Origin of the sequence: Clostridium tanneri, from assembly GCF_033659955.1 — a bacterium.
Lineage (GTDB): Bacteria > Bacillota > Clostridia > Clostridiales > Clostridiaceae > Clostridium_AM > Clostridium_AM tanneri.
In genome coordinates, this window is record NZ_JARUJP010000002.1 from 166,127 (window position 1) to 183,462 (window position 17,336).

Annotated in this window: 15 protein-coding genes; 1 reads left to right on the plus strand and 14 read right to left on the minus strand. The window is 32.9% G+C overall.

Translation table 11 applies throughout. The features are described 5' to 3' along the window. Positions 1–17 precede the first annotated feature (17 nt). Both P8V03_RS03015 and ptsP read right to left on the minus strand, forming a co-directional pair. The gene (locus tag P8V03_RS03015; protein WP_318796738.1) at positions 18–800 is read right to left on the minus strand and encodes a DUF4652 domain-containing protein; all 783 of its coding nucleotides are present in this window, start codon (positions 798–800) and stop codon (positions 18–20) included. A 170-nt stretch (positions 801–970) separates the two neighbouring features. Further along, a complete protein-coding gene (gene ptsP / locus P8V03_RS03020) occupies positions 971–2,584 on the minus strand; it encodes a phosphoenolpyruvate--protein phosphotransferase (RefSeq protein WP_318796739.1) in 1,614 nt (537 codons plus the stop codon). A 400-nt stretch (positions 2,585–2,984) separates the two neighbouring features. Here ptsP and P8V03_RS03025 point away from each other — a divergent pair, with 400 nt between their 5' ends. Continuing rightward, on the plus strand, positions 2,985–4,994 hold the full coding sequence (locus P8V03_RS03025; RefSeq protein ID WP_318796740.1) for a sigma 54-interacting transcriptional regulator: 2,010 nt from the start codon (positions 2,985–2,987) through the stop codon (positions 4,992–4,994). A gap of 105 nt (positions 4,995–5,099) precedes the next feature. Here P8V03_RS03025 and P8V03_RS03030 read toward each other — a convergent pair whose 3' ends face one another. The 12 genes from P8V03_RS03030 to glmL all read right to left on the minus strand — a co-directional run bounded on the left by P8V03_RS03030 (position 5,100) and on the right by glmL (position 17,298). Then, complete coding sequence (locus P8V03_RS03030) at positions 5,100–5,852, minus strand: tetratricopeptide repeat protein (RefSeq protein WP_318796741.1); 753 nt, start codon at positions 5,850–5,852, stop codon at positions 5,100–5,102. 115 nt (positions 5,853–5,967) lie between these two features. Further along, on the minus strand, positions 5,968–6,849 hold the full coding sequence (gene citG, locus P8V03_RS03035) for a triphosphoribosyl-dephospho-CoA synthase CitG (protein WP_318796742.1): 882 nt from the start codon (positions 6,847–6,849) through the stop codon (positions 5,968–5,970). A 75-nt stretch (positions 6,850–6,924) separates the two neighbouring features. Further along, on the minus strand, positions 6,925–7,551 hold the full coding sequence (gene citX / locus P8V03_RS03040; protein ID WP_318796743.1) for a citrate lyase holo-[acyl-carrier protein] synthase: 627 nt from the start codon (positions 7,549–7,551) through the stop codon (positions 6,925–6,927). Between the two features lie 4 nt (positions 7,552–7,555). Beyond that, on the minus strand, positions 7,556–8,602 hold the full coding sequence (citC, locus tag P8V03_RS03045; protein WP_318796744.1) for a [citrate (pro-3S)-lyase] ligase: 1,047 nt from the start codon (positions 8,600–8,602) through the stop codon (positions 7,556–7,558). 90 nt (positions 8,603–8,692) lie between these two features. After that, complete coding sequence (citF, locus tag P8V03_RS03050; RefSeq protein WP_261671164.1) at positions 8,693–10,234, minus strand: citrate lyase subunit alpha; 1,542 nt, start codon at positions 10,232–10,234, stop codon at positions 8,693–8,695. A 28-nt stretch (positions 10,235–10,262) separates the two neighbouring features. Then, complete coding sequence (locus P8V03_RS03055) at positions 10,263–11,135, minus strand: HpcH/HpaI aldolase/citrate lyase family protein (protein ID WP_318796745.1); 873 nt, start codon at positions 11,133–11,135, stop codon at positions 10,263–10,265. A 95-nt stretch (positions 11,136–11,230) separates the two neighbouring features. Beyond that, positions 11,231–11,497, minus strand: coding sequence for a citrate lyase acyl carrier protein (gene citD / locus P8V03_RS03060; RefSeq protein ID WP_261671166.1), 267 nt, complete (start codon positions 11,495–11,497; stop codon positions 11,231–11,233). A gap of 34 nt (positions 11,498–11,531) precedes the next feature. Then, a complete protein-coding gene (locus tag P8V03_RS03065; protein ID WP_318796746.1) occupies positions 11,532–12,089 on the minus strand; it encodes a Fe-S-containing hydro-lyase in 558 nt (185 codons plus the stop codon). A gap of 71 nt (positions 12,090–12,160) precedes the next feature. Beyond that, positions 12,161–13,003 (minus strand): fumarate hydratase, encoded by an 843-nt coding sequence (locus P8V03_RS03070; protein WP_318796747.1) that lies wholly within the window; start codon positions 13,001–13,003, stop codon positions 12,161–12,163. A gap of 79 nt (positions 13,004–13,082) precedes the next feature. Further along, positions 13,083–14,324 carry a methylaspartate ammonia-lyase gene (locus P8V03_RS03075; RefSeq protein ID WP_318796748.1) on the minus strand — a complete coding sequence of 414 codons (1,242 nt, stop codon included), beginning with the start codon at positions 14,322–14,324 and terminating at the stop codon, positions 13,083–13,085. Between the two features lie 121 nt (positions 14,325–14,445). After that, complete coding sequence (locus tag P8V03_RS03080; RefSeq protein WP_318796749.1) at positions 14,446–15,894, minus strand: methylaspartate mutase subunit E; 1,449 nt, start codon at positions 15,892–15,894, stop codon at positions 14,446–14,448. Between the two features lie 12 nt (positions 15,895–15,906). Continuing rightward, a complete protein-coding gene (gene glmL / locus P8V03_RS03085; protein ID WP_318796750.1) occupies positions 15,907–17,298 on the minus strand; it encodes a methylaspartate mutase accessory protein GlmL in 1,392 nt (463 codons plus the stop codon). Positions 17,299–17,336 lie beyond the last annotated feature (38 nt).

Here is a 17,336-nt window from a genome sequence, read left to right on the forward strand (position 1 = left end):
ATTCCCCTTAGAACTTACTAATTTGTTTTATTAATTATATAAATTGTCTTTCCTGTTGAGTCTTTTACCTCCATCTGTTTATTTAAACTTACGTCAAAGGAACTTATTGACCAATTTTCAACATGTGACTTATTATAACTGTCATCATCATATACATTGACCTTTAAGCTTAGGTTTGATTCTAATTTCTTTATTTCCATTACCTGTTGTTTATCACTAGATGTTTCTAATACTAAAGATGTCTTACCTGTAACTACATTAATTAGATATAAATTCCCACCCTTTGATACGGTTCCGTGAGCATCTCCAATTACTACAAATAGATTCTCATCATCTGCCCATTCTATATATCTAGGTGAAATCTTATCATTGTTTAAAATTTCAAAACTATATGTGTTGCCTTCCTTATCCTTTACAAACAACTTACCTACGCCTTCTTCAATAGCTTCAGGTCCTTTTCCTTCTATGCATGCACTATAACTTTTATTGTTAGATTTCTTCCAAGGTGTACCAAACCTTGGTTCTTCACTTTTAGATAACAACCCCTTGCTAAACTTTGGAATATTAACACTTTGAGTGCTAACAAATTTCGCCTCTTTTTTATCTTCTTTTTTATCTTCTTTTGCGGATGTATTATTCTGATTGTCGTTATCCTTTGGACTCTGATTTTGTGTAGTTGTTTGATTATTGTCTGAAGTATTTTTATTTTGTGAGTTTGAACAAGCTGTTAAAGCTAATAGCAAAACAATTGACATTGAACAAAGTGTATATATTCTTTTCTTATTTTTTAATATTGACATTGTAATTCCTCCTTAAAAATGAACTTAAATATACTTTGGTTAAAATTTTGTTTTTATATCTACTATTATATACTAAAATTTCTTTTTACGGTTTAAATTTTGATATAAATAAAACCTGAACTGAAAATTAATTCCGTTCAGGTTTTATACTTATCACTTTTTCTTATATTTTAATTTTCCATAATTAACTTTTTCGCATTTAGTATAGATGATGCACTCATAGAGAATTCATCTAAACCATATTCTACTAATGTAGGGATAGCCTTTTCATCACCAGCCATCTCGCCACACATTCCACACCATTTTCCTTCCTTGTGAGCTGCTTCTATAGTCATTTTTATTAGTTTCAACACTGCTGGATGCATTGGATTATACAAGTAGGATATCTTTTCATTCATTCTATCTGCCGCCAATGTGTACTGTATTAAGTCGTTTGTTCCTATACTAAAGAAATCTACATATTTAGCAAGTTCATCAGCATTAACAGCTGCTGCTGGTATCTCTACCATTATACCTGTTTCTAGATTCTCATTAAATTCTTTTCCTTCTGTTCTTAGCTCATCCATACATTCTTCGAGAATTTCTTTTGATTTAAGGAATTCTTCTAAAGAAGATATCATTGGAAACATTATTTTTAAATTACCAAAAGCTGAAGCCCTAAGTAATGCTCTTAACTGAATTTTAAATATATCTGTTCTATCAAGACAAAGTCTTATAGCTCTATAACCTAAAAATGGGTTCATTTCCTCTGGCAATGGCAAATATGGAAGCTTCTTATCTCCACCAATATCAAGCGTTCTGATAACTACAGGTCTTCCTTCCATTTTTTCAACAGCATATTTATAGGACTCAAACTGTTCTTCTTCTCCTGGCATATCATCTCTATCCATGTATAAAAATTCAGTTCTAAATAATCCTATTCCGTCTCCACCATTTGCTAATACCTGATGAACGTCTTCTGGCTTACCTATGTTCCCTGCAACTTCTACACGTTTTCCTGCCTTAGTAACAGTTTTAACATCTATTAGCTTTTTAAGTTCTTCTCTTTCTTTTTTATAAGCTTCCTTTTTAGCCTCATAGGCCTTTACTGTTTCAGCATCTGGGTTAACTATAGCAATTCCCTCTACTCCGTCTACTATAACAGTATCACCATCTTTAACTGCTGAAGTTATGTCTTGTAGTCCTACAACTGCAGGTATCTCTAAAGTTCTAGCCATAATAGCACTGTGGGAAGTCCTTCCACCAATGTTAGTTAGGAAAGCTATAACTTTACTTCTATCTAATTGTGCTGTATCTGAAGGTGTTAAGTCATGAGCAACTACCACTGTGTTATCTTTATACTCTGATATTCCAACAGCTTTTCCTGCTAGATTGGCAAGTATTCTACTGCCAACATCTTTTATATCAGCGCCTCTCTCTCTCATGTATTCATCTTCCATAGCTGCAAATATTCCAGCATACATATTTAAAACATCCTCAAGAGCCTTTTCTGCATTTACTTTGCTGCTTTCTATACCCATTAGTACTGCTCCTGCAAATTCTGGATCTTCTAAAAGCATCATATGACTTTCAAAAACCGCAGCTTTATCTGCCCCAAGCTCTTTTTCTGCCTTTTCTTTTATTTGTTGCAACTGTTCTTTTGAGGCTTTTAAAGCTCTCTCAAACCTATCCTTTTCTCCTTGTATATCTTCTATTCTTCGTTCTTCTACTTTTACCTCAGTATCTTCCTTTATTAGTACTGTACCGATTGCATATCCTTTTGAAGCTGCTATACCTTTTATCATTACTTATCCTCCTCAAATATAAATCGTTCATAAAATATATCTCAAACCTATAGTCCATTTTTATTCTGACAAAGATATATTTAAAGCAAATTTTATGCCAATAAACTGTTAATCTAATTAATTTATATTTTCTGTCTATAATTATATTGTGTAACCTTGTATTTTTCTAATCAAAAAATATATAACCTGTTTTTAAAGTGATTATTACGACAAAATGTTTGAAAATACGACTAAATTCTTGATAAAAATTATCAAAGAACCTTTGTTTATAATTCCAATGAGATTTAGCACCCAGCATTAAATACTAGACTTATAGCAGATTTTAAGATATTATAATAATTGATAATTTTTATCAACATTTTAAGCATATTTGATATTTTTTATCAGAACGAGGTGAATTATGTATAAAAGTAGTGTAACAGTCCCTATTCCTAATGGAATACATACAAGAATTGCTGCAGTAATAGTTCATAAAGCTACTGAATTAAAAAATAAATATGGAATAAGTCTCTATATAAGAAACTTATCTGCAAAGGAGCCTTTAGCTATAAGTATGTTAGCTTTAATCTCGCTAAAGATAAGAGAAGGTGAAATAATTGAAGTTTCCTCAAGAGAAGATTCTTCAAATGCACAAAAAGCTGTGTTGGAACTCTGTGATTTTATAACTAATAGATTGAATACTAACAATTCAGTTTTATCTAAAATTGATGATATAATCGAAGAGAATACAATAGCCTACGAACAAATTGTTAAAAATATTCCTGTGGGAATACTAGTTATTGATAACAATGGCTACATTACGGCAATGAATGATTATTCCTTAAGGATTATAGACAGAGAATCAAAGGAAGTCATAGGTCATCATGTAAAAGAAATCATCCCAACTTCAGATCTTCCTAATATAGTATTATCAATGGAACGAAAAGTTGGAGAAACTCAATATATCAATAACCGTCTTGTAATTACTAATAGATCACCTATATTTTCTAATAATAAAGTTATTGGTGCTTTAGGCGTGTTTCAAGACATATCGGAGCTTAGTGGCATAAAAGAACTTAACGAGAAATTTAAAAAAATACTAGAAATATCCCATGATTTAATATGTTTTGTTGACGAAAGAAGAATTATAAGTTATGTAAATCCATCCTATGAAAAGCACTTTCATATTAAAAGTTCTGATATTGTTGGAAAGGACTTACTAGAAATTTCTCCAACAGGTCTTAGAATGAAGGTTTTTAATACAAAAAAATCTATAGATAACTCAGTTCATCGTAAGGATAACATAAACATAATATCTTCAGTTGCTCCTATATTCATTGATAAAACCTTTAAAGGAGTTATTTCTATCTCTAAAACTGTAAACGAGCTAAAGGATCTAGTGAAAAAACTTGAAACCTCAGAAGAAGAATTAAATTATTATAAAGAAGAATTAAATAGACATACAAAATTAAGTAATTCCTTTTCTTCCATTATAGGTTACAGTAGTTCTCTTAAAGATTGTACTATTACAGCCCAAAAAGCTTCTCAATCAACATCTACTGTATTAATTAGAGGAGAAAGTGGTACTGGGAAAGAACTTATAGCTAAGGCTATTCATAATAATAGTGATAGAAAGGATAAAGCTTTTGTTAGGGTAAACTGTGCTGCAATCCCTGAAAACCTGCTTGAAAGTGAATTATTCGGCTATGAAAAAGGTGCCTTTACTGGTGCTGTAAAGAATAAACCTGGAAAGTTCAATATAGCAAATGGTGGTACTATCTTTCTTGACGAAATAGGCGATATGCCTGTTTCTATGCAAGTAAAACTCCTAAGGGTTCTACAAGAAAAAGAATTCGAAAGTATCGGTGGACTTGTTACTCAGACTGTTGATGTCAGAGTGATAGCTGCAACAAATAGAAATTTAGAGGAAATGATAAAGGAAAATACATTTAGGGAAGACCTTTATTATAGATTAAATGTTATAAACATCATGCTCCCACCATTAAGAAACAGAAAAGAAGATATAAACCTTCTGGTAGAACACTTTATAGAAAAAATGAACAATAAATTAGGTAAAAACATTATAGGTATAGATAATAAATCTCTTCTATACCTTCAAGATTACCACTGGCCAGGTAATATCCGAGAACTTGAAAATATTATTGAAAGAGCCATTAATATGTGTGAAGGTGTTAAAATTACTGAAATAGATTTGCCTTTCTACATTAAAAATGAAGCTTCATCTAGTGAAAGCCTTATAAATCTTAACAATGGTGAGCTTCAACCTTTAGAACAATATGAAAAAGAAATAATAGCTTTAGCTATGAAAAAATATAAAAGCTATAATAAGGCCGGCAAAGCTCTAGGTATTACTCATAGAACTGTATCACTAAAGTGTAAAAAGTATGGTATTGATATAAATCAATCTTAAACTTATCCACATTTCTTATTAAAAATAATCCCCATCAGTTAAAAACTAATGGGGATTATTTTTATAAATATTTAATCATGTATCTATTTAAACAGTATCCATATACTACTTTATCAATTCTTGAAATTCCTTTGAATTTTTAACTGGATTAAAGTCTGTTTCCTCACTAGCTAGTTTCTTTATTTCTGGAGCCATATCAATGGCAGTTTTTAAGTACTTTACAGTGTTTTCTATATCTCCTCGTCTTCCATATATGCTAGCCTTACCATAGTAGCTCCATATATAATCTTCAACCTCTAAAGCTTTATCATACCACTTTAGCGAATCATCATAGTAACCATAAAGTTCATAAGCTAATGCCTTATTAAATCTTGCATATCCAAAGTCAGGCCTAATCTCTAATGACTTATCTATGTTTTTCATTCCGTCATTAAAATTGTTGTTATAGCACTGCGCTATACCTTTAATATTATAAGCTTTGTAAAAACTGCTGTCTTCACCTATCATTTGATCAGCCAATTTTATAGTTTCTTGATATTTTTTTTCACCAAAAGCTTTGTAGCTTTGCTGATACATATCTTCTAATTTCTTACTTTTTTCTTCTTTAAGTTTTTTTGCCTCATCTGTCTCAGTACTGTCTTTCTTAGGGTCTTCTATAAATGATTCTACATTATTGTTATTACTTGATCCGTTATCTATTTTCTCTATTATACTTTTATTACTACTCCTGTTATCTACTGCAGCTTTGTATGCTATCCCCGCTACAATTAAGCTTAAGACAAGAAACATTATCATTTTTGTTCTTAATGAAATTCCATCAAATAATTTATTATTTGGCTTATCTCCTTTAAACCTCATATCTTTTTCTCTCCTATATTCTATTTATTTAGTATATAGATAATTTTATATGAGATTCTATAGAAAGTAAAACTTAAAAAATATAACTTTATTTTTTCTATGGTAATTCTAAAAGTTAAATAGTTCTTATATAGTCTTCCACCATATGTAGGAATACAGTAATTGCTAATAAGTCTGCACTTCCTCCCGGACTTATGTTTCTCTCTATGAACTCAGCATCTAAAAGTTGTATAGCCTTTTTTCCTTCTATAGTTTTCATTCCACCTAAGCTTATGATGTCCCTTGCCTTTTTGTGTATATCTTGAAGCACATCTAGCGAATGTCTATGAAGTATGTTTGTATCTTCACTATATTGCATTATTCCAATTAGAGTATGTACTAACCTATCATTTTTATTCAAGTCACTATTTAATTTATAAAATTCTAAAGAAAAGTCAAATATTACAGGAAGCCCTTTTTCTATCTCGCCTCTAATTCCTTTAATACCATGTTCTAAAAACAGCTTTTCTCCATGTGATAAAGAGTCTTTTAATAAATGTTTCTCTCTTAATATAGGTTCTAGCTCTCTCTCTACAATTCCCTCTGTCATATCTTTTATAATCTGTCTAATATCTAGAAATCTTTTTTTGTCTCTAATGGCTATACCTACTGCAGCACAGCATATTCCCATAAGAAATAACATTCCCTTATGAGTATTTACTCCCTTGGTTTTTTTGTACATGTCTCTTTCCGCCATTATACCGATTTTTCTCAGCTGAAAAAATACATCATTAGGGTGATTTTTCTTAAGTCCTTCTTCTACACATAAAATTAAGTACTTTATCAATGCAGAAGTGCTATCAATAAAGGTGTAATAATCCATATCCTTATGGGCACCGTTAGATATACATGAAACAAGCCCTGGTGACGGGTAACAAGCTACCTCATACATCATGGCCTTAACTGCTAAGCTACCAATATCAAAGGATATATCATTTATAGTATATCTATTATCCATATGTTTCTCCAAAATTATATTTTAATATTTATATCTATCATACCTTAAAATCCATCATACACATTATCTATATTTTTATAGAATAGATAAATCACAAAATTGTTGATATTTTAACCTCATAAAGTTTTCAATTTCATCAATACTGTGTTTTCTTGACCTGACACAGTTCTGCGCTGGGCTGCAACAAAGATAGCACTTTCTTTCAGATATTCCCAATTCTCTTCTGCTCAAGCTATTCCCATTTTCATCATATACATCTATATCAACACATCTTCCTAAAAGATGATTTTCTTCTATTTCTACAGTCTTGTTTTTTGCATTATTACAGCTTTCATTAAGGACCATAGTTACTATTGGTCCCTCTGCAGTTATTTCAAAATTCTTATACAAAATAAAATTTTTAAACACAGCAATAATTAAAGCACTAATTTCTTTTAATATACCAAAAGATATATAATTGTTTTTATTCGTTCCTGGATAATTAACCCTAATCACAATCAAAGTACCCTTATATTTCCCAATTAGCGATTGCTGCCTATATACTCTTTCTTCTCTTTCTGATAATATATCTTCCGGACTATATTTTCTTATATAGCGAATATCTATTCTTTTATCCAATTCATCTTCTTCTGTACAAAGCTTACATATAGCTTCTGTTAACCCTAGTTCTTCTTCATTAAAAATTACTACATCTTCTTTCATAAACTTAATGAGGAGAATTACTAATCTTTATTCTCTCACTTATCTCCTTTCCTAATTGGGAGTTTAAGAAATTCCAGGTTACCTCAGGAACTAATTCTCTAACCTTATCCATTTTATTGTTTCTTATAAGCTCCCTTACCTTTGAGGCACTTATAAATTCTTCATCGTTCTTTTTTCTTTTTAATTCTATAACTTCTACACCATACTTAGGCATTATATCCTTTAAGGTCTGGTTATAGGAATTAGTTACATTGCAATATGGCTCTTCACCTACAAACCTCTTATCTATATTAAATCTACTACAGAAATACTTTCCAAAAATGTTGCAATCCACATTTTGATAGGCTCTCATTCTATCATCTTCTTTTCTTATGAAATAATTAGGGAAAGTGGCAGAGGATATAATATACTCTCCTCCTGGTACTACAGTAACATTTGTCAAATCCTTTACTCCTTCTTTCACAATAGAATACCTATGCTTAAATGGAAATATTGATCTGTCTTCCTCTACAATGAATACCAATACTTCTTCACATCTCTTGGCAGCCTCTTCTATTATATATCTATGTCCCTTGGTAAAAGGATTGCAATTCATAACTAAAGCTCCTTTTAAGCTCTGTGGATTTATGCTATATCTATCTATCATTTTATTTAAGGACTTATTTATATCGTAAATGCCATATTCTAGAAGGGCAGCTTCCTCTACTTCATATATCAATTTAAAATTTAAAGCTGTAAATATTTTTATTTTATCAGGTTTTGTAAAGACAAAGTTATGATATATTCCTTCTTCAAAGGCTTTATCAATAAGATGGGAAATAAGAGAAGAAGTCACATTTTCTCCTCTTAAGTCTTCCGATATAGCAAAACATTTGAAAATATTCTTTTCCTTAGAACAGGTAGCCTTAATAGTTTCATTCCCATCTCTTAAAACCACAGTATAATCCACATCTTTGTCTAAAGTTAACTGGAACTGTTCTAGGAATCTGTACACCTCATTTTTTTCTTTTTCATTTTTTAAATTTATACTTTGAAGTTTAAAATCGTACATTATAATAGCTCCTTTTGATTAGATTATATGTTGTTTACAGCTAACCTGTATGCGAAAGTTAATATAAGGCTAAACTATATCTCAAATCTTTTATTCTAATGGCTTTTTCACCACATCAATTACAGTTCCATCTCTATATTCAACTACAGCCACAATTTCCTCTGAAGTTTGTATCTCCTCTGGTTTCCCTGTCATGGTTTCTGCTAATTGTTTTAAATCTTCTATAGTCATAACTGGCAGATTTGTTTTCTTTAGCTCTTCTATTAGATCCTCTCTTGCAGGATTTACAGCTATGCCTCTTTCAGTAACAACTACATCTATACTTTCTCCCGGTGTTGTTACCGTGGTTACTCTATCTTTTATAATTGGAAGTCTTCCCTTTATTAAATTTGTAACAACTATTGAAAGCTTTGATCCTGCTGCTGTATCACTATGTCCTCCTGAACCGCCCATTATTACTCCACTAGAGCCTGTAGTTACATTTACATTAAAGTCTGTATCTATTTCTGTAGCTCCTAGTATCATAACATCTAGATTGTTTACTACTGCTCCCTTGTTATGAGGATTTCCATACATAGATCCAGACATACCTTGATGTTTAGGATTATTTCTATAGGATTCAACTGCTTTTAAATCAAAGCATTGAACATCGAACAGGCTTCTAAATAATCCTTCCTCTAACATATCTACTATGTATCCAGTTATTCCACCTGCTGCAAAACTTCCTACAACATCTTTCTTCTTCATTATTTCTTTCAATTCTACAGCTACTGCAAGGGAGGTTCCTCCCGCTCCTGTTTGAAAAGACATTCCATCCTTTACTAAGCCAGAAGCTTCTATAACCTTAGCTGCCATCTTAGCAATTTTAAGTCCTACAGGGTCCTTTGTTACCTTTGTAGTACCAGATACAATTCCAGCTGGATTTCCTATGGAATCTACTTTTACTACGTAATCTACATAAATCTGGCTTATTTCTATCGGTGACGCAGGATATGGTACTAAGTTATCTGTAATCGCTACTACCTTATCTGCATACTCTGCGTCTGATACTGCATAACCTAGTGATCCACAAGCAGCATCTCCATAAACTCCATTTATGTTTCCATATGTATCTGCTGTTGGTGCCCCTATAAATGCAACATCTATATGTAAGTCTCCACTCTCTATGGCTCTTGGTCTTCCTCCATGAGTCATCATAACTGCTGGATTTTTAAGTTCTCCTCTTGATACAGCTTCTGCAACAGGTCCAGAAATGTAGTTTGCTATTATTCCAGTAACTACGCCATTTTTAATATGCTCTACTAAAGGCTCATGTACTGGAAAGATGGAGCTTGCAGCTATTTTTATATCTTTAATTCCTCTTTTTGAAATTGCATACACTACATTGTTAAGTACGAAATCACCGTTTCTTAGGTGATGATGAAAAGATATAGTCATTCCATCCTTTAATTCTAATCTATCTAAAGCTTCATCAATACTGTTAAGAACTTTTTCTTCTCCAGGCTTCACAGTACTTACTTTAACTCCAACCTTTTCTTTCACTCCATAATTTGAAAAGGCTCCTTCAAAATGTTTAACACTTCCATAACCCTCTATATAATCAGGAATATCTCTTCCTAGTATATTTTTCATTTTAATCCCTCACTTTTTAATCGTATGCTTATATAAGGCCTAATACCTTAGCTAGTTCTACTGTTGTTATTGCTCTATTTATAATAGGTGCGTCTACCATTTTTCCGTCTAATGAAAATACGCCTAAGCCCTTTTCCTTTGCCTCATCCCTAGCCTGTAGTATCCTAAGTGCATGATTAATTTCCTGTTCTGTTGGTGCAAGCACAGAATGTATAGTATCAATCTGTCTAGGATTAATGGCTGCCTTACCTGTAAATCCTAAACTTTTAGCCTTTAACGTATCTTTTGAAAGACCTTCATAATCATTTGTATCGGTGAAAGGTGTATCTATTGCATGAACTCTAGCAGCCCTACATGCTGTGGATACTCTATTTCTAGCATAGAAAATTTCTTCTCCTTCTTTAGTTCTCTTAATTCCAAAGTCAGAGGTCAAATCTTCCCCTCCTAGAAGTACTGCAACTACTCTTTTTGAAGAATTTATTATACTATAAACATTTTCTAATCCATAAGCAGTTTCAACAATTGGTATGAGCTTAATGCTGCTCTTTTCAAATCCTTCTTCGCTCTCTATCCTGTCTAGCATCTTATCTATTTGCTGGAGTTGTTCTTCTGTAGCTTTTGGAATCATTAAACTATCTGGTTTAACTCTAGCTATAACATCTATATCCTTAATACCATATTCTGTGTCAAGAGGGTTAACTCTTACAACCAATTCTACTTGAGAATAGTCTATAAATTTTATAGCCTCTCTAACCAATATTCTTGCACTATCTTTTTCAGTTAAACTTACTGCATCTTCTAAGTCAAGTATTACTGAATCTGCTCCAAGTATTGGTGCATTCTGAAGCATTCCTGGATTATTTCCAGGCATAAAAAGCATTGTTCTTCTTAATGTTTTCATATTCATTTCCCCTTCTTAGTGAAAATTAAATGTAGTTTTACGGAGATATTTATAAATATATACCTTTACCTTAATATAGTAAGTTTATTTTAAAATTACTCCACTGCTCTCTCTACAGCAGTTTGTACTCTAGCTCTTATTGTGTAGTCTAAAGCTCCCTTATCCTGAGCTTTTATAACTACATCTTCTAGACCTAATTCATCTATTTTATTTAATATTACTGACTTTATTTGATTGCCAAATTGCTTCATAACTATGCTTTCTAGCTCCAATTCTATTCCACTGTTCTCATTTGGCATAATCATTATTAATATATCATTTGATTCAAGGGTTCCAGCCTTTGCTACCTTATTTATTTTCATCTTAATCCTCCTGACATTAAAAGCAAAATAGTGACTATTTAGTTGATTTAAGATATTCCCTCTGTCCTTGTTCATACAGATTGTTTCCATCGGAATCTATTACCACAACCACCGGTAGGTCTTCTACCTCAAGTTTTCTTATTGCCTCAGAACCTAAATCCTCATAGGCAATAATTTCAGCTTTTTTAATAGACTTACCCATTAGCGCTGCAGCTCCACCTATGGCTGCAAAATAAACTGCTTTATTCTTTACCATTGAATCTACTACTTCTTTTGATCTTAATCCTTTTCCAATCATACCTCTTAATCCAATATCTAGAAGTCGTGGTGTATATGAATCCATTCTATAACTTGTCGTTGGACCTGCTGAACCTATTGGTTGACCTGGTTTTGCCGGAGATGGTCCTACATAGTATATAATTTCATCTTTAATGTTTAAGGGTAAACTTTCTCCCTTATCTAAAAGTTCTACGAGCCTCTTATGAGCTGCATCTCTAGCAGTATATATGGTTCCTGAAATTAAAACACTATCCCCAGCTTTTAAATCTTTAACTTTATCCTCAGTTAAAGGAGTAGTTATTCTTTTTTCCATACTATCTTCCTCCACAATTCTTAGTTAAGAGTTATAACTATATTATAGTTTTTTCTTCTAACTTCTAACTGTTATAGTTCTATTTCTGCATGTCTTGTAACATGGCAATTAATATTTACCGCTACAGGTAATCCTGCTATATGAGTTGGATATGTTTCTATATTTACTGCAAGTGCAGTAGTCTTCCCACCAAAACCTTGTGGTCCTATACCTAAAGCATTTATTTCCTCTAAAAGTTCTTTTTCTAAATCAGAATAAAAGCTATTATTGTTTCTCTGTGCTAAAGGTCTTATTAATGCTTTTTTAGCTAAATTAGCAGCTTTGTCAAAGGTACCTCCTAATCCTACTCCAACAACAATTGGTGGACATGGATTTGGACCTGCTTCTTTTACTACTTTTAACACAAATTCCTTAACGCCTTTCAAACCATCTGCTGGTTTTAACATCTTAAGCTGACTCATGTTTTCAGAACCAAAGCCTTTAGGTGCTACAGTTATTTTTAGTTTATCTCCCGGAACTATATCGTAGTATATAACTGCCGGAGTGTTATCCTTAGTGTTAACTCTATCTAACGGATCCTTTACCACTGACTTTCTTAGGTAACCCTCTCCATAGCCTAGTCTTACACCTTCATTTATTGCTTCTTCTAAGCTTCCTCCTACTACATGGACATTCTGACCAATTTCTATAAAGACACAGGCCATACCCGTATCTTGGCACATAGGCATCTGTTCATTTTTAGCTATATCTACATTTGTAATTATCTTATCCAAGATTCCCTTTGCCATAGACCAACTTTCATTTTCGTATGCTTCTTTAAGTTTAGCTTTAACGTCCTCTGAAAGATAATAATTAGAGTCTATACATAATCCTTTTACAGCCTTTGTTATTTCAGATACATTTATCTCTCTCATTAACTTCCTCTCCTTTATTAAATAGATGAAAAGGCAGTTTAATAAAACCGCCTTCTCAATAACCAATTTAAGTTAACTACTATTTTCTTCTATTTATTAATGCAAGTACTCTATTCATTTCATTATTGACTATCATATAACCTTCGTCAACGCCCATTCCTGGTTTAGCAAGTACTTGTTTTGCTCCACAAGCCATTCCAATGTTTGTAGTTACTTCGGCAGATCTATTTGTTTCATTGCAAGTTCCACCACAATAAGCTCCTATTCCATGCTCTTTGCAATACATAATAGCCTCAGCAATATTGTTGACACCACCTAGGTCAGGAGTTTTAATCTGTACCATATGTCCAGCTTTATTATCTGTAAAGAACTTAACATCTTCAACAGTGTTGCACCACTCGTCTGCAACTAATTCTACTTGAATTCCTCTTCCGTCAATTTCTGCTCTTAAGTCTCTCATAGCTTCCATTTGCTTTTGTCTGTGTTCTACGTCCATAGGTCCTTCAATTCTTAAATGGAATGGTTTTGCAGCTTCCTCTAATGTTGCTATATAATCTGCCATAGCCTTTGTATCATAATTAAATGCAATACCAATTGTTCCATATACATCTATATGAAATACTGGGTTATATTCCTCAGTTGTTCTAAGTTTTAACACTCTGTCTCTTAGCCATTTAACATATTCTAATAGCTTTTCTCCACCAAGTCCTAATTTTTCTTCAACGTTATTTATAAGAGCATGAGGCATTACATCTGCGCCTTTAATAATCATCTTATCAGAATTATCGTATCTGTCATCTCCTGATTGAGTAAATATTGGAACTCTCTTTATTTCTGCTTCTGGGTTATATTCATTTCTTATAACCTCAGCCATAGTAATTTTTTGTGATTTTGCTACAGCATCTAAAATAGCTTGAGTTATTCCATATCTTATAGCAGTATGTAATCTTTCTCCATTAACTTGCATTGTATCGAATTCTTCTGCTAGAGCCTTAAATTCTGTTAATTCTCTGCCAATAAGTTTTGGAGCTATTTCTTTCTCTATCACTGGTATAAAATCTTTAGCTAAGAATAATGGATCTCTTCCGCCAGCTCCTGAATATTGAACAGCAGCACAGTCTCCGTATGCCACCTGACCATCTTCAAGTATTAACATTACAGATATAGCTTCTCCCGCTTGTCTAACCTTTGTAAAACCATCTGTTACAGCCTCTCCTACATACGTAAATCCATCATGTTTTGCGCCTTTTTTTATGGCTCTCTGGTCATCAAAGTAAAATCCTGTTTTTCCTTCTGAGCATATAACGTCAACAATTTTCATATTTTACACCTGTCTTTCTTTAATTGTTTCCTAATTACAAATTATTTATTAAATATTATATATTGACTACCGCATTTGATACGGTAGTCATATTTTCTTTTAATAATTGTATATTCTTTTATTAAGGTCTTCCGATAAGTTTTCCTTTACCAACAGCAAATATATCATCAATAGTCATCTGGAAACTAACTTCTCTTCCTTCAAACCTACCTCTTTCTTCTAGCTTCTTCATATTAAATTCCTTTAATTCATCAGTTAAAGGTACGTTACCGAAATTAAGGTATCTAACTGCACCATTGTTATCTCTTGCTGGCATCATTTTTCCTGCGTTATACTTACTTGGAGCAAATGGAATGTCTACTACTCCAGCCTCAAATCCTTTTACTGTTCCTATTGCTAAATCACCATTACCAAGTTCAAACAATTTATCCATCATGCATTTAGTTTCAGCTTTTATTATAGCAATCTCAGTTTCTAATTCCTTTGACATAGGAAGTCTTTGACCTTGTAACATATTTAAAGCCATCTTTGTTGCCTTTATTCCTGATGCATTTGCTTCTTTTGTTGGTATACCCATAGCCTCATGAGGTGTTTTTACTATAACCTTTGTAGCTCCAGCTAAAGCTGCTGTTGCTGCTCCAGAAGATATTACCCCAAATGCTTTTGATTCGTCTTGAGGAAATCCTCCCATCCATTGGTGGAAAACTGTAGTTATATATACATCCTTATATCCATACTGCTCTAAATATTCATTTACCTGCTCTTCTAAAGCTCTTATAGCTGCTACGTCCTGAACAAGATTTCCACATTGTCCGTATCCAACAGTTATATTTTTAACTCCTTGTTCTGCCGCAAGTAATGCTTCTATTATAGCTACCGTATTTGAAATACTTGGTGGAACTAATGTACCTGTCAAAGGACCGAAAGGTTCTCTATTTATTGATATACCTTGTTCTTCATAGAAACCTACAAGTCTATCACAGTACTGCCAGTCTAATAGAGTCTTTTCTATGGATACACTCTTAGCATATGGAATATTATAAGATATTCCACCACCCTCATTTGAAGTCCAGCCTGCTGCATGAATTATTTCTGAAAGTAGTCTAGCATCTGGTGTACCGTGTCTTGCTTGAAGTGGCAGATTAACAGACTCAAATACCTTTCTACATCCTTTTACTCCGTGGTTAACTCCTGGAAAACCATTTAATAGTGATCTTCCAGCAGCAATACTCTCTTTTATTCCTATTTCACATTCATCATACTTATTCTGTCTTGTATAACTATCTATAGTTGATGGAAGTAAATCTGCTTCACCTTCATCTTGAAGATGATTTAAAAGTTCTATATGCTCATCTATTAAAGCAACGCCTGCTCTCGGTTGAGCTAATGTTACTCCAGATTCTTTAGCTTTTCTTAACTTTGCTGGGAAACTCTTTTCTTCAGGTATACTTTTTAAATAATCTATAGCTTCTTGAAGGTCTACTTCACTGCCAGTAGGCCATTGAGCTAATACCTCTTTTCTCATGTTAAAAAATTCTTCATCTGTCCATTTTTTATTTTTAAGTTCCAATCGAATTACCTCCTAAACAACCTTCAATAAATATTTTTTCATGATTCTAACTGCCATATCTGAATTCTCTTCTGCTAACAATCCCATAGCTGACATTATATACGTTTTGTCCATTAAATATTCAGGATTTTGTGGCTTTAAATGTGTAGGATCGACTTTATCAAAGTTTCCTGCTTTTAATATCTCAGCAGGATGTTCACTATGAACCAATACCCCACCTGTTCCTATTAGATACTTAACCTCTAATAAGTCCTTGCCTTCCTGAGAGTATACTACTCCACACGGAGTATATAAGGTTTCAAGAACCCCAACATGTCTTTCTAATGCTAACTCAGTTGCAACTTTAGCCATCGCTTCGTCGAACTTTATTTCCTCTTCTGTGGTTGGAACCATTCTTATATTCTCTGATCTATATCTACAGTTTTCCTCAACATCTACTGTTTTATCATCAAGATATTTCTGAATTTTTCTTGTTGTGGCCGCTTCCCATAATGCAACAGCAGAGTACCTCATTCCTAAATCACCTTCAACTGTTCTCTTTGCAAAAGGTTCCTGAAGTCCTCTTAATGTTACTCCTGCCTTTGAAGGCTCACCATCTGCTAGTGAATGCACATCGGTAGTTGCTCCTCCAATGTCAACCACAATTAAATCGCCTAACCCTTCTTCCTTATCAGTTCCCTCACTTAAAACTCTAGCAGCTTTAAGTACTGCAGCTGGAGTTGGCATTAAAATTCCGCTTATATAGTTTTCAGCATTTTTCATGCCCTTAGCTTCTATTATTTTTTCCATAAATATTTTTCTTATTTCTTCTCTAGCAGGCTCAACATCTAAAACATTAAGCTTAGGCATTACATTGCTAGTTATTTTATAAAACATACCTGCATCTTTTAGTATTTTTTCTACATCATCTACTGCAACTTTATTTCCAGCTACAACTATTGGTACTTTCATTCCACTTTCCGCTAGCATCTTCGCATTATGGATTATACAATCTTTGTTTCCTCCATCCGTTCCTCCAGCTAAAAGGATAATATCTAGTTTTGAATTTCTAATTTCCTCTATTTCCTTTGATGTCAGATCATAACTATAAACATTTAATACTCTAGCTCCAGCTCCTAATGCAGCCCTTTTTGCTGCTTCAGCTGTAAGCTCTGGTACAAGTCCTATAGCAATCATTTTCAAACCACCTGCTGCAGAAGAACATGCTAACTTTTTAGTAAAATTGATTTCTTTACCCTTTAATTGATCCTCCAGTTTTTGAAAGGCGTTATCAAAGCCTACCATTATATCGTTTTCAATAGTAGTAATATCTTTAGCTGTAGCAATTATTTCTTCATTCTCTATATCTACGGCAGTAAGCTTAGTATAGGTGCTACCAAAATCTATGAGCAAGTAACTATCCAAATCCATCACTCCTGTTTTCCCCACAGAGGTTTATTTTT

Bases quoted from the DNA above. Each gene is read 5' to 3' on its own strand.
- P8V03_RS03015 (WP_318796738.1), bottom strand. From the start codon at position 800: ATGTCAATATTAAAAAATAAGAAAAGAATATATACACTTTGTTCAATG.
- ptsP (WP_318796739.1), bottom strand. From the start codon at position 2,584: ATGATAAAAGGTATAGCAGCTTCAAAAGGATATGCAATCGGTACAGTA.
- P8V03_RS03025 (WP_318796740.1), top strand. From the start codon at position 2,985: ATGTATAAAAGTAGTGTAACAGTCCCTATTCCTAATGGAATACATACA.
- P8V03_RS03030 (WP_318796741.1), bottom strand. From the start codon at position 5,852: ATGAGGTTTAAAGGAGATAAGCCAAATAATAAATTATTTGATGGAATT.
- citG (WP_318796742.1), bottom strand. From the start codon at position 6,849: ATGGATAATAGATATACTATAAATGATATATCCTTTGATATTGGTAGC.
- citX (WP_318796743.1), bottom strand. From the start codon at position 7,551: ATGAAAGAAGATGTAGTAATTTTTAATGAAGAAGAACTAGGGTTAACA.
- citC (WP_318796744.1), bottom strand. From the start codon at position 8,602: ATGTACGATTTTAAACTTCAAAGTATAAATTTAAAAAATGAAAAAGAA.
- citF (WP_261671164.1), bottom strand. From the start codon at position 10,234: ATGAAAAATATACTAGGAAGAGATATTCCTGATTATATAGAGGGTTAT.
- P8V03_RS03055 (WP_318796745.1), bottom strand. From the start codon at position 11,135: ATGAAAACATTAAGAAGAACAATGCTTTTTATGCCTGGAAATAATCCA.
- citD (WP_261671166.1), bottom strand. From the start codon at position 11,497: ATGAAAATAAATAAGGTAGCAAAGGCTGGAACCCTTGAATCAAATGAT.
- P8V03_RS03065 (WP_318796746.1), bottom strand. From the start codon at position 12,089: ATGGAAAAAAGAATAACTACTCCTTTAACTGAGGATAAAGTTAAAGAT.
- P8V03_RS03070 (WP_318796747.1), bottom strand. From the start codon at position 13,003: ATGAGAGAGATAAATGTATCTGAAATAACAAAGGCTGTAAAAGGATTA.
- P8V03_RS03075 (WP_318796748.1), bottom strand. From the start codon at position 14,324: ATGAAAATTGTTGACGTTATATGCTCAGAAGGAAAAACAGGATTTTAC.